Below are 11753 nucleotides of genomic sequence, written 5' to 3'. Positions count from 1 at the left end.
CTATCTTGATTGGATATTTTCATGCGTGGCCGTAGATCATCGGTCGCCGCGCCGTGAAACTGGCGCTCCCCCGTGCCAGCGCCACCGTGGATCCGGCTTCGCCGGTCCACCGGAGGCGTCCCCCCTCGGGGGGGAAGGCGCGCAGCGCCACAGGGGGGCTACTTCAACCAGCCCCGCTTGCGGAAGTACCACATCGGCCCCACCGCGCTGGCGATCATCAGCAGGATGCCGTAGGCATACCCGTAGCTCCACTCCAGCTCGGGCATGAACTTGAAGTTCATGCCGTACACGCTGGCGATCAGCGTGGGTGGCAGCAGCGCCACGCTGGCCACCGAGAAGATCTTGATGATCTTGTTCTGGTTGATGTTGATGAAACCGACTGTGGCGTCCATCAGGAAGTTGATCTTGTCGAACAAAAACGCCGTGTGGTTGTCCAGCGACTCGATGTCGCGCAGGATCTGGCGGGCTTCCTCGAACTGCTCGGAGTTGAGCATCTTGCTGCGCATCATGAAGCTCACGGCGCGGCGGGTGTCCATCACGTTGCGGCGGATGCGTCCGTTCAAGTCTTCCTGGCGCGCGATGGCGGCCAGCACCTCGCCCGCGCGGGCGTCGGTCACGTCGCCGGCCAGCACCTGGGTGCTCACCTTTTCCAGCTCGTCGTAGATGCCTTCGAGCGTGTCGGCCGAGTATTCGGCGTCGGCGTCGAACAGCTTGAGCAGCACTTCCTTGGCGTCCTCGATGAGGCCAGGGGCCCGGCGCGCGCGCATGCGCAGCAGGCGGAACACCGGCACGTCCTCGTCGTGGATGGAGAACAGCACGCCCCGGCTCTTGAGGTTGGCGTTGTGCTGGTTCAGGATGAAGGCCACCCGCACCGAGCGCGGGTCTTCGTCGTCGTCGATCAGAAAGTCGCTGCGGATGTGCAGCTCGCCGTTGTCTTCTTCGTAGAAGCGGGCGGATTCCTCGATGTCCTCGTCCATCGCATCCTCGGGGATGGACAGGCCGTAATGCTGCTTGATCCAGCGCTTTTCTTCGAGGGTGGGGGCTTCCAGGTCCACCCAGATCGGCTGGAAGCGGGTCAGCTCTTCCAGGGACTCGATTTCTTCCTGGAACAGCCGGCCATTGGCGAGCGTGAAGATGTTGAGCATGGGCTCACTCCCTTGTTGTGTGGCATCTGCGGTGTGGGGGATCGGGTGCTTTCAACCCCACAGCAGGCAGGCCGGGGAGCTGAAAGCTACCAACTCGGGTAGGTTTCCAAGGAGCTTTCTCCGTAAAAAATGGACAGGCGGCGGATTATGGCACTGCCGCCGCGGCGGGCCCGTGGCAAAAGCCCGCGCCCGCCGTGGTCAGGTGGATGAAGCCTGGCGCACGATGGCCAGTGCCCGGCACAGGTCGGCCCAGGCGGCGGCCTTGGTCTCCTGCGAGCGCAGCAGGAAGGCGGGGTCGTAGGTCACCACGGCGGGGCACCCGCCCAGCGCGTGTGGCCCCGCGCGCAGGCGGCCCAGCGGTTCGGCGCGGCCCAGCGCCACGCGCGCCGCGACATGGCCCAGCACCAGCACCAGGGCGGGCTGCAGCGATGCCACGGTCTCGGCCAGCGTGGCCTGGATGTCCGCGCTCGCCTGCGTGCCGGGGGCGGGGCGCTCCAGCGCGGCCAGGAACACGCGGGGATGCCGGTGCAGTTGCATGGCGCGCAGCATGTTGTCGAGCAGGCGGCCTGCGTCGCCGCCCAGCGGGTCGTCGGGGGTGAGGCATTCGGCCACGATCAGCCAGCCCGGGCCCAGCCCGGCGGGCGCCTGCGCCGGATCGGCCAGGGGGTACAGCGGCTGGGGCGCGTGCAGCCTCAGGGCCGGGGCGACGGGGGCCGTCGCGGCGGAGAGGGTGGAGGGCGGCGTGTCCTGCGCTGGCGCCGGTGCAGCGCGCGCGGGCACCCGGGGCGGGGTGGGGGGCGCCGCGCGGTCGGGGGCGGCGGCCGGGGCTGTCGTGGCGGCCACCAGGGCGGGCCGCGCCGGTGGGCGATCGGTGCCGGGGGCTGCTGTGGCGCCCGCTGCTTGCGCGGCTGGCGCCGCCACCGCCACGGCCTGTGGCGGGCCCCACACGGTGACGCCCATTTCTTGCAGCATGGCGCGCTGTCGCGCATCGAGGTGGAGGCTCATACGGGCGGGGTGGGTGGTTCTTGCGGGTTACAGGGGCAGGCTCATGACCACGGCGTCTTCGCGCTGGCCCTCGGCCGCGGGGTAGTAGCGCTTGCGTTCGCCCACGCGGCGAAATCCGTGCGCCTGGTAGATGTGCTGCGCGCGCAGGTTGCTCACGCGCACCTCCAGCCACAGCCACTGCGCGCCCCGTCCGCGTGCCCACAGGGCCAGCGCATCAAGCAGCACCCGCGCCCAGCCCTGGCGCTGGAATTCGGGCGTGACGGTGATGTTGAGCAGGTGCACTTCGTCCACGCCCAGCATCGCCACGAAGTAGCCCAGCAGATGGTCGCCGGCCATGAGCAGCTGGGCCTGGTAGCCCGAGGCCAGCGCATCGGTGAAGTTGCCGCGCGTCCAGGGGTGCGAATAGGCGCGTTGCTCCACCGCCAGCACGGCGTCGAGCCGCGCGAGCGTGAGGGTTTCAAAGCGCGCTTCCAGGGCGCGGGCGGGCGGGGTGGGCAGGGCGCTCATGCGGTGGTGGCCAGGACAAGGTTCACTGGGACGCGCCAACCCCGGGTTCCTGCGGGTTGGCTGCCGCCTGGGCGGCGCGCAGGGCGGCACGTTCGGCGGTGGTTTGCGCCACTTTATCGCGGATATAGCGCGGCAGCGCATCGCGGGCCGGCACGCCGTGGCCGGCGGCCAGCAGCGCAGGGGCCAGGCGCAGCAGCGCGCCGGCCGTGGGCAGCGCGGCCACATGGGGGGCATCGGGCGCGAGCCGGTCGCCGTAGGGGGCCTGCGCATTGCCCGCCACCGTCCAGCCCGGGGGCGGCAGCACGGATTCCGGCGCGCCCAGTCCAAAGTCGGCGTCGGCCTGCCAGCGTGCCTCGGGGGCCCGCCATTCGCAGCGCGCGTGGTAGACCTCGTCCATGCGCGCGTCCAGCACCGCCACCACGCGCGTGCAGCCCTGCGCGTGGCGCGCCTCCTCGGCCACCGCGAGCAGGGTGTCCACGGGCAGCACCGGCACGCCGTGGCCCCCGTGTGCGCCAAACGCCAGCCCCTGGGCCACGGCGCAAGCGGTGCGCAGGCCGGTGAAGGAACCCGGCCCCCGGCCAAACACGATGGCCTCGAGCGTGTCGAACGACACGCCGGCCTGCGCCATCAGGCTGCGCACCGCCGGGATCAGGGTGGCCGATGCCTGCGCGCCCCCGGGGCCTGTGTGATGCCACACGGCATCGCCCTGCTGTACCGCGATGGAGAGGGTGTCGGTGCTGGTGTCGAAGGCAAGCAGATTCATGGGGCCTGGGGGTTTGCGCGGCAAAAGGAGGTCAGGAGGCGGTGTGGCCAGGGGCGGGCGTGGCGGTGGCGGCCGGGCCCGCCGGGCTCCTGCGCAGCACGCCCAGCAGGATACCGGCAGTCACCAGCAGCAGGCCGGTGACGAGGTTCCAGTACATCGGCTCGTCCAGGAACACCACGGCACCGATGGCCGAGAGGCCGGGCACCAGCGCCGTGATCATGGTGGAGCGCACGGGCCCATAGTGCTGGATCATGCGCGTGAAGCCGATGCCCGAGATCACCACCGAGCCGCCGCCCTGGAACACCATGTGAAAGACGATCTCGCTCCAGGGCGCCAGCGCCAGGTGGCTGGTGACGGCGCCCAGCGTGGTCAGCAGGGCATAGCCGGGCACATAGACCAGGCAGGCAAACGCCGTGATCGCGATGGTGGCCTGCACGGCGTCCACCGCGTGGCGCCGGGCCAGCACGCTGTAGGTGGCCCAGCTCGCGGCCGCCATCATGAAGAGCAGGTCGCCCTTCCACACGTCGCCCCCCGAGAAGGCCGCCAGCAGGCTGCGGCCGCCCACCAGCAGGTCGCCCGCCACGATGAAGGCCAGGCCCGCGGCACGCAGCGGGGTGATGTGGTCGCGCAGCAGCGCGGCGGCCAGCAGCGCCGTCCACAGCGGCAGGCTGCCCGGCATCAGCACGGCCGCGTGGGTGGCGGGCGCATGGAAGAACCCCGCGTAGGCCAGCATGGCGTACAGCAGCCCGCCGAAGATGCCCAGCAGGGCCGTGGTGCGCAGCGGCAGGGGCGAGATGCCCCCCAGGCTGGAGGGCGGGGCGGACGCGCCCTGCGCCGCCGTGCGCCGCCGCACCATCCACCAGCCCCAGGGCAGCAGCACCAGGCTGGCGCCGGTGATGCGCAGCAGCGCGATGTCGAACGGGGTGAGCGTGCGCTGGGCCGAGGCGCGGGCAATGACGATGAAGCCTGTCCAGATGGTGACGGTCACGACCGCCGCCAGCAGGCCCATGGCACGAGGAGAAAAGCGCATCGGGGGATTATCGGTGCCTGCCGCCGCCAGCGCTGGCGCGCGGCTTGCCGGCGGGGCCGGGGCAGAGGCCGCCCCTGGCGCCGGGCGATAGACTTCCGCCATGTTTTCTCTTCCTGTTGCCTGGCGCTGGAATGCGCTGCGGGATGCCGTGCGCTGCTGCGCGGCATCGCTTGTCCTGGCGGGGGCCGCCGGCGCCGCCGGGGCGCAGTCCGCCACCCCCGCACCCGTTTCGTTGCCCCCGGAAGTCGAGGCGGCCCTGCAGCGCGCCAGGCTGCCGCGCGAGGCGTTGTCGGTGGTGGTCGTGGATGCCCAGGGCGGGCGCGCTGCGGCGCGCCTTTCGCACCGCGCGCAGGCCCAGGTCAACCCGGCGTCGGTGATGAAGCTGGTAACCACTTACGCGGCGCTGGAGCAGCTGGGCCCCGCCTATGTGTGGAACACCCCGGTCTACGTGCAGGGCACGGTGCAGGAGGGCAGCCTGCGCGGCAATGTCTACATCCAGGGCCAGGGCGACCCCAAGCTCGTGATGGAGCGCCTGTGGTTGCTGATGCGGCGCCTGCAGGGCCAGGGCATCCAGGTCATCGTGGGCGACATCGTGCTCGACCGCACCGCCTTCGATGTGCCCGACCACGACCCGGCGCGCTTTGACGGCGAGCCCCTGCGCCCGTACAACGCCGCGCCCGACGCGCTGCTGCTCAACTACAAGTCCTCGGTGATGACCTTCGTGCCCGACGCAGCCGGCGGGCTGGCCCGCATCCAGTACGACCCGCCCCTGGCGGGCGTGTCGCGCCAGCCCACCGTGGCGCTGGCGGCGCCGGGCACCGAGTGCGGAGACTGGCGTGGCGCCCTGCGCGCGGAGCTGGCCGACCCCGCCAAGGTGGTCTTCCAGGGGGTGTACCCGGCCGCCTGCGGCGAACGCGTGTGGCCCGTGGCGGCGGCCGACCCGCGCGGCTTTGCGGCGCGCGCGGTGGAAGGCATGTGGCGCGAACTGGGCGGCAAGCTCACGGGCAGCGTGCGCGAGGGCAAGGTGCCGGCCGGCCTGAAGCCCGCCTTCGTGGCCACCTCGCCCCCCCTGGCCGAGGTGGTGCGCGATGTGAACAAATACAGCAACAACGTGATGGCGCAGCATGTCTTCCTCACGCTGGCATTGCAAAGGAACGGTGTGGCCACCTTCGACGGTGCCCGCGAGGCCCTGCGCCAGTGGTGGCTCGCGCGCATGGGCGATGCGGAACTGCCCCTGGCCGACAACGGCGCGGGCCTGAGCCGGGACGCCCGCCTGACCGCGCAGGCGCTGGCGCGCATGCTGCAGGTGGCCTGGGCCTCGCCCGTGATGCCGGAGCTCGTGGCCTCGCTGCCCATCTCCGGCGTGGACGGCACGCTGCGCCGCAGCCAGAGCCGCGCGGGCGTGGCCCACCTCAAGACGGGCAGCCTGCGCGACGTGATGGCCGTGGCGGGCTACGTGCACGCGGCCAGCGGCCGGCGCTATGTGCTGGTGGCGGTCGTCAACCATGCCAATGCCGGCGCAGCGCGGCCCGTGCTGGACAGCCTGGTCGACTGGGCGGCGCGTGACCAGTGAATAATCCGGCGTTGCCCCGGCCCCGCGCGCCCGGGCCTTCGCTTCGAACAGGTTTCCGGAACCACCGCCCCATGCCCACGACCGAGCTCATCGGCTACCTTGCCGCCGCCATGACCACCTGCAGCTTCGTGCCGCAGGCGCTGCACACCTTCCGCACGCGGGATGTCCGCGGCATTTCGCTGGGCATGTACAGCGTGTTCACGGCGGGCGTGGCGCTGTGGCTGGTCTATGGGCTGACCCTGGCGGCCTGGCCCATCGTGGTGGCCAATGCCATCACGCTCGCGCTGGCGGGGACGATCCTGGGAATGAAGGTGGCCTACGGGGCAGGCGGCGGGCACTGACCGCCGGCCCGTGGCGGCACGCTGTCGCCTAGGCGTCTGCGCGCCCGGTGCGGTCCGCGTTATCCCCTATGGATGGTGCAGTGCAGGTGCGCGCACGATGCGTCGTTCCTTCCAGACCTGAGGTATCCATTCATGACGTATTTCCGCCTTACCTGTGTCGCCGCCGCCGCGGTCCTGCTTGTTGCCTGCGGTGGCTCCGACGATCCCGCCCGCGGCGCGCTGATCGATCCCCCGGCGGTGCTCACCACGCTGACGGCCGCGCAGATCGACGCAGGCACTTCCAGCAGCGGCCTGCAGGCCATCACCGGCAAGGCGAAATGCGACGTGAAGGTGGTTGCGCTCAATTACGCCACCGCGGGCGCCAAGGGGGGCGAGAGCACCAACGCCTCCGGCGTGATGCTCGTGCCCGCGGGCAGCTGCAGCACCGCCGCGCCGCTGGTCGCCTATGCCAAGGGCACCGACGTGCAAAAGCCCCGCACCCTGGCCAATCCGCAGGACAGCGAAACCTTCCTGCTCGCTGCCATGTACGCCGCCCAGGGCTATGCCGTGGTGGCCACCGACTACCTGGGGTTTGCCAAGTCGGGCTACAGCTACCACCCCTACCTGCACGCCGACTCGGAAGCCACCTCGGTCATCGACTCGGTGCGCGCCGCCCGCAACGCGGCGGGCACCGTGGGCGCCAATCTGTCGGGCAAGGTCATGTTCACGGGCTACTCGCAGGGCGGGCACTCGTCGATGGCGGCGCACCGCTCCGCGGAGCGCGACTACGGCAATGAATTCAACGTGGTGGCCGGCGCCCACTTGGCGGGCCCCTACAACCTGTCGGGTTCGCTGCGCATCCCGGACGCCATCGCGGGCGTGCAGTTCTTCGTTCCGTACCTGGTGACGGCCTGGCAGAAGGTCTATGGCGATGTCTACACGGACGTCAAGCAGGTCTTCAAGGCGCCGTACTCGGGCTACATCGAGACCCTGCTGCCCCACCCCACGCTGACCTACACCACGCTGGTCACCTCGGGCACCCTGCCCGCGGGCACGCCCAACCAGGCGCGTGATGCGCTGTTCCAGCCCGCCTTCATCACGGGCTCGCAGACCAGCACCACCCACCCCCTGTACCTGGCGGCCAAGAAGAACGACCTGCTGGGCTGGAACCCCAAGGCCCGCGTGCTGCTGTGCGGCGGGGCGGGCGACCCCACGGTGCCGCCCGCCATCCACCAGCGGATCATGAAGGCCGACTTCGACAGCCGGGGCCTGACCAACGTGGCGTCGGTGGACGTCGATGCCGCGATCCAGGCCACCTTCGGCCCGGGCGGCCAGGCCCCCACCGATCCGGCATCGGCCGCATTCGCGACCTACTACGCCGCCTACCACGGCACGTATGAGCCACCCTTCTGCCATGCACAGGCCCGTGCAGTGTTTGACACCGTCAAGTAGGCAAAGGCATCCGCCCTGCCCGCCCAGGGCAGGGCGCACAGCAAAAAGCCGACCCTGGGGTCGGCTTTTTTGTGCCTCCCGGTGGCGCGCTCCACGAGCGCCGCCACCCCGCAGGCGGGTTACCAGCGCGCCTTCAGCCGGTCATGGGCGTAGGTGCCGAACTGGCGTTGTGCCGAAGGGGTGAGGTACACCGGGTCGGCGAACACGTAGGAGGCCTGGTTGGCGCCCGCCAGCAGCGTCGAGGGGGTGCACAGGGCCGAGTTGACCTGGCCCGCGCCGATGCCGATGCCGTTGGCGGCGTCCACGGAGGTGCACACGGGCGTCGTGGCGTTGTTGAAACCGTAGTTGGCGGGCACGCTCGTGTACAGGTTCACGTAGTAGGCGGAATCGACGTACAGCACGTTGGCGCCGAGGTCCACGATGCCCACGAGCAGGCCGTCGTTGAAGCGGCTGCTGGCGTCGGTCAGCAGCGCCTCGCGGCGGATGGCCTTGGCCCAGGGGGTCTTGCTCAGGTCATAGGTGCCGGTCACCACCACGTACTTGGCGCCCGCGGCGACGAGGCGGCGCACCTGCGCGGCCATGTCCTCACCGGCCTGGCGGGCTGCGGCCACCATGGCGGCTTCCGTCTGGGTGCCTGCCTGCACGGCGGCCATGCCGGCGATCACGTCGCTGATGCCGCCGCTCAGGATCACCACGTCGTTGGCCGCGAAGCTGCCGCTGGCCAGGAAAGTATCGATCTGCTCGGTGATGGTGGGGGTGCTGGCGTTGCCCGCGGCGTCGGGCTTGGCCTTGACGCGGGCGTTGCCCACCGCGTAGCTCTTGCCGCCCGCCGAGGCGGCCGTGAGGGGCTTGCCGTAGCTGGCGGCCACCTGCAGGGTCCAGTTGTTCACGCTGCCGTCATTGACGGTGTAGCGCGTTCCCTTTTGCCCCACGTCGCTGTTGGCATCGCCGAACGCGATGAAGCGCTCGGGCGTGATGGCCGATTCGGTGGTGCTTGAACCGCAGGCCGCAAGCAACGCGGCCGACGCACATGCGGCGACCAGAACGGTGCGGCGCATCCAATTTGCTGCCATGTATTTCTCCAGAAAAGTGGGGGGTAGTTTAGCGGTGCAACGTCAACCCATGTAAAGCCGCCTTGTGCGGCTGGAATCATGCGGCAGATGCCCGTTGCAGGCGGTCACGAACGCCTTCCCACTCGGGCTCGGCGGGCGGGGTCTCGATCCAGATCAGTTTCACGCCGTCGTCGTCGAAGCCGCGCAGCACGGCGAACAGCTGCTGGGCCGTGGCGGCCGCGTCGTCGGGCATACGCCGCATGACGAGCCTGGAGGACTGGGTGCGCAGCGCGGCACGGGCATAGACCGCGATGTGGGCGGCCTCGGCGCCCAGCAGGTCCAGGCCGGTCTGCAGGGCCTTGGCGTCCATCAGGCGCACCTTGGCGGCGGGGGCGTAGTGGGCTTCGAGCGTGCCGGAGGCGCGCGGCGTGAGCGCGGGCAGGTCGTCCCTGGACAGCGGCGCGGTGCCGCAGGCGGCCTCAATCTGCTCGCGCGTGACGGCGCCCGGGCGCAGCAGCACTGGCACGCCGCGCGTGCAGTCCACGATGGTGCTTTCGATGCCCACTTCGCACGGGCCACCGTCGAGTACCAGCAGCCCGGCGCCCAGCTCGTCCTGCACGTGCCGGGCGGTGGTGGGGCTCACGCGGCCAAAGCGGTTGGCGCTGGGGGCCGCCACGCCCCACACGGGCGGGCCGCCCAGGGCATCGCCATCGCCGGGCGTGGCGCAGGCCAGCAGCAGCGCGTGCGCCACGGGGTGGGCGGGGCAGCGCAGCCCCACGCTGTCCTGGCCGCCCGTGGCGGCCGTGGCCACGCCGGACAGGCGCGGCAGGATGAGCGTGAGCGGTCCGGGCCAGAAGGCATCGACGAGCTTCTGTGCAAAACCCGGTACCTCACTGGCGAAGTGGGCAATGCCTTCGGCATTGGCCACGTGCACGATCAGCGGGTGATCGCTGGGGCGCCCCTTGGCGGCGAAGATCTGCGCCACGGCGGTATCGCTGCTGGCGTCGGCGGCCAGGCCATACACGGTTTCGGTGGGCAGGCCCAGCAGCGCGCCGCTGCGCACGGCCCGCGCTGCGGCGGCGATGGATGCGGGCTGGGTGCCGTCAAGAATCATGGTCAGAACGGCGCGATGCCCAGGAGGGCCGCAGCCCGCAGGGCGGTGGCCCGCGCAGCGTCGGGGGTGGCGGCGGTGATGTTGAGGTGGCCCATCTTGCGGCCGCGCTTGGCGTCGCGCTTGCCATACAGGTGCAGGTGCGTGCCGGGCAGGGCCAGCACCTCGGCCCAGGGGGGCGTCTGCTCCGTGCCGCCCTGCGCAAACCACAGATCGCCCAGCAGGTTGAGCATCACGGCGGGGCTGTGCTGGCGCGGCTGCGTGAGCGGCAGGCGGGCCATGGTGCGCACCTGCAGCTCGAACTGCGACACGTCGCAGGCGTTCTGGCTGTAGTGGCCGCTGTTGTGCGGGCGCGGGGCGATCTCGTTGACCACCAGGCCGCCGTCCTGCAGCACGAAGAACTCCACGCAGAGCACGCCGACGTACTGCAGGCCGTTTGCTATCGAAATTGCAGCTGCTACCGCTTGCTGAATAAGCGCTGGAGGCAGATTTTGTTCAAAAACCTCCGTCACGGCCAGGATGCCGTCGCGGTGCAGGTTGCGCTGCACGGGCAGGTGCACGGTGGCCCCGTCGGCGCCGCGCGCCACGATCACCGAGCATTCCAGTGCCAGCGGCAGCATCTTCTCCAGCACGCAGGGCACCTTGCCGACCGCGTCCCACGCAGCGGCGAGTTCGGCAGCGGTCTTCACTCGCACCTGGCCTTTGCCGTCGTAGCCCATGCGAGCCGTTTTCAGGATGCCTGGCAACAGATCAGAAGAAACCGCAGCCAGTTGCTCAGCCGTTTCGATCACCGCATACGGCGCGCAGGGCACGCCGCAGGCCACGAAATGGGCTTTTTCCCGTGCACGGTCCTGCGCCACCGACACGGCGCTGGCGGCGGGCGACACGGGGCGCTGCGCTGCCAGGGCGGCCAGCGCGGCCGCGGGCACGTTTTCGAACTCGGTGGTCACCGCATCGGCCAGGCGGGCCAGCTCGGCCAGGCCCTGCGGATCTTCATAGCCCGTCTGGATGTGGTGGTGGCTCACCAGCCCGGCGGGGCTGGTGGGGTCGGCGTCGAGCACGGCCGTGAAATAGCCCATGGCCTGGGCCTGGTGCACAAACATGCGGCCCAGCTGGCCGCCGCCGAGCACGCCCAGCGTCGATCCCGGCAGGAGGGGTTTGTTGCTGGCGCTCATGCGGCGGGCGGCAAGGTCATGTTGCGGGCCACCTCGGTCTGCTCGGCGCGGAAGGCTTCGAGCCGCTGGCGCAGTTCGGGGCTTTCGTTGGCCAGCAGGGCGACGGCAAACAGGGCGGCATTGGCAGCGCCCGCCGTGCCGATGGCGAACGTGGCCACGGGGATGCCCTTGGGCATCTGCACGATGCTGTGCAGCGAATCCACACCCTGCAGGTGGCGACTGGCCACGGGCACGCCCAGCACGGGCACGGTGGTCTTGGCGGCAATCATGCCGGGCAGATGGGCGGCGCCACCGGCACCCGCAATGATGGCCTTCAGGCCCCGGCCGGCGGCCGCCTCGGCGTAGGCGAACATGTCGTCGGGCATGCGGTGGGCCGAAACCACGCGGGCCTCGTGCGGGATGCCGAATTGCTCAAGAATCTGCACTGCATGCTGCATGGTGTCCCAGTCGCTGCTGGAACCCATGACCACGCCGATCTGGATGGGTTTCATGGTGTGGAAGGTGCCTTGGCCGCGGGCTGCGCCCGCGGCACGGCTGTAGGTGGAACCCGCGATTTTACTTTTTGCGCTTCCCTTCGCCGCACCCGGGCATGTCGATGGGCCAAAATAGCGCGAACCAAC

The 11753-nt window shown here is 70.5% G+C and carries 12 protein-coding genes; 3 read left to right on the top strand and 9 right to left on the bottom strand.

Annotation, left to right across the window (positions count from 1 at the left end; all coding sequences use genetic code 11):
- Positions 1-158: 158 nt before the first annotated feature.
- The 5 genes from corA to ACAM51_RS11960 all read right to left on the bottom strand — a co-directional run bounded on the left by corA (position 159) and on the right by ACAM51_RS11960 (position 4450).
- Positions 159-1145, bottom strand: coding sequence for a magnesium/cobalt transporter CorA (gene corA / locus ACAM51_RS11980; RefSeq protein WP_218297876.1), 987 nt, complete (start codon positions 1143-1145; stop codon positions 159-161).
- A gap of 198 nt (positions 1146-1343) precedes the next feature.
- A complete protein-coding gene (locus tag ACAM51_RS11975; protein ID WP_369643638.1) occupies positions 1344-2150 on the bottom strand; it encodes a uracil-DNA glycosylase family protein in 807 nt (268 codons plus the stop codon).
- Between the two features lie 27 nt (positions 2151-2177).
- Positions 2178-2657: a ribosomal protein S18-alanine N-acetyltransferase gene (rimI, locus tag ACAM51_RS11970; RefSeq protein WP_218297874.1), complete on the bottom strand. Its 480-nt coding sequence runs from the start codon at positions 2655-2657 to the stop codon at positions 2178-2180.
- Positions 2658-2679: 22 nt separating this feature from the next.
- A complete protein-coding gene (gene tsaB / locus ACAM51_RS11965) occupies positions 2680-3420 on the bottom strand; it encodes a tRNA (adenosine(37)-N6)-threonylcarbamoyltransferase complex dimerization subunit type 1 TsaB (protein ID WP_369643637.1) in 741 nt (246 codons plus the stop codon).
- A 31-nt stretch (positions 3421-3451) separates the two neighbouring features.
- Positions 3452-4450 carry a DMT family transporter gene (locus ACAM51_RS11960; RefSeq protein WP_369643636.1) on the bottom strand — a complete coding sequence of 333 codons (999 nt, stop codon included), beginning with the start codon at positions 4448-4450 and terminating at the stop codon, positions 3452-3454.
- 100 nt (positions 4451-4550) lie between these two features.
- On the opposite strand from ACAM51_RS11960, the gene dacB reads away from it, so the two are divergent.
- From dacB to ACAM51_RS11945, 3 genes are all read left to right on the top strand, one after another.
- Positions 4551-6023, top strand: coding sequence for a D-alanyl-D-alanine carboxypeptidase/D-alanyl-D-alanine-endopeptidase (gene dacB / locus ACAM51_RS11955; protein ID WP_369643635.1), 1473 nt, complete (start codon positions 4551-4553; stop codon positions 6021-6023).
- A 71-nt stretch (positions 6024-6094) separates the two neighbouring features.
- Entirely contained in the window at positions 6095-6364 is a 270-nt protein-coding gene (locus ACAM51_RS11950) for a SemiSWEET transporter (RefSeq protein WP_218297870.1), read from the top strand.
- 132 nt (positions 6365-6496) lie between these two features.
- A complete protein-coding gene (locus ACAM51_RS11945; RefSeq protein WP_218341784.1) occupies positions 6497-7795 on the top strand; it encodes a lipase family protein in 1299 nt (432 codons plus the stop codon).
- Between the two features lie 119 nt (positions 7796-7914).
- Here the strand turns inward: ACAM51_RS11945 and ACAM51_RS11940 are convergent, their stop codons facing one another.
- The 4 genes from ACAM51_RS11940 to purE all read right to left on the bottom strand — a co-directional run bounded on the left by ACAM51_RS11940 (position 7915) and on the right by purE (position 11624).
- Positions 7915-8868, bottom strand: a complete 954-nt coding sequence (locus tag ACAM51_RS11940) for an SGNH/GDSL hydrolase family protein (RefSeq protein ID WP_218297868.1) — start codon at positions 8866-8868, stop codon at positions 7915-7917.
- A gap of 76 nt (positions 8869-8944) precedes the next feature.
- Positions 8945-9961, bottom strand: coding sequence for an L-threonylcarbamoyladenylate synthase (locus tag ACAM51_RS11935; RefSeq protein WP_218341785.1), 1017 nt, complete (start codon positions 9959-9961; stop codon positions 8945-8947).
- Positions 9962-9963: 2 nt separating this feature from the next.
- A complete protein-coding gene (locus tag ACAM51_RS11930; protein WP_218297866.1) occupies positions 9964-11133 on the bottom strand; it encodes a 5-(carboxyamino)imidazole ribonucleotide synthase in 1170 nt (389 codons plus the stop codon).
- Complete coding sequence (purE, locus tag ACAM51_RS11925; RefSeq protein WP_057227318.1) at positions 11130-11624, bottom strand: 5-(carboxyamino)imidazole ribonucleotide mutase; 495 nt, start codon at positions 11622-11624, stop codon at positions 11130-11132. The genes ACAM51_RS11930 and purE overlap by 4 nt, the downstream gene beginning before the upstream one ends.
- Positions 11625-11753: the final 129 nt, after the last annotated feature.

It is taken from the genome of Acidovorax sp. A79, assembly GCF_041154505.1.
Lineage (GTDB): Bacteria > Pseudomonadota > Gammaproteobacteria > Burkholderiales > Burkholderiaceae_C > Acidovorax.
The sequence above is the reverse complement of the archived record's forward strand: the minus strand, read 5'-3'. Positions and strand labels throughout refer to the sequence as shown.

Bases quoted from the DNA above. Each gene is read 5' to 3' on its own strand.
- rimI (WP_218297874.1), bottom strand. From the start codon at position 2,657: ATGAGCGCCCTGCCCACCCCGCCCGCCCGCGCCCTGGAAGCGCGCTTT.
- corA (WP_218297876.1), bottom strand. From the start codon at position 1,145: ATGCTCAACATCTTCACGCTCGCCAATGGCCGGCTGTTCCAGGAAGAA.
- ACAM51_RS11935 (WP_218341785.1), bottom strand. From the start codon at position 9,961: ATGATTCTTGACGGCACCCAGCCCGCATCCATCGCCGCCGCAGCGCGG.
- tsaB (WP_369643637.1), bottom strand. From the start codon at position 3,420: ATGAATCTGCTTGCCTTCGACACCAGCACCGACACCCTCTCCATCGCG.
- ACAM51_RS11940 (WP_218297868.1), bottom strand. From the start codon at position 8,868: ATGGCAGCAAATTGGATGCGCCGCACCGTTCTGGTCGCCGCATGTGCG.
- ACAM51_RS11930 (WP_218297866.1), bottom strand. From the start codon at position 11,133: ATGAGCGCCAGCAACAAACCCCTCCTGCCGGGATCGACGCTGGGCGTG.
- ACAM51_RS11975 (WP_369643638.1), bottom strand. From the start codon at position 2,150: ATGAGCCTCCACCTCGATGCGCGACAGCGCGCCATGCTGCAAGAAATG.
- ACAM51_RS11945 (WP_218341784.1), top strand. From the start codon at position 6,497: ATGACGTATTTCCGCCTTACCTGTGTCGCCGCCGCCGCGGTCCTGCTT.
- ACAM51_RS11960 (WP_369643636.1), bottom strand. From the start codon at position 4,450: ATGCGCTTTTCTCCTCGTGCCATGGGCCTGCTGGCGGCGGTCGTGACC.
- purE (WP_057227318.1), bottom strand. From the start codon at position 11,624: ATGAAACCCATCCAGATCGGCGTGGTCATGGGTTCCAGCAGCGACTGG.
- ACAM51_RS11950 (WP_218297870.1), top strand. From the start codon at position 6,095: ATGCCCACGACCGAGCTCATCGGCTACCTTGCCGCCGCCATGACCACC.
- dacB (WP_369643635.1), top strand. From the start codon at position 4,551: ATGTTTTCTCTTCCTGTTGCCTGGCGCTGGAATGCGCTGCGGGATGCC.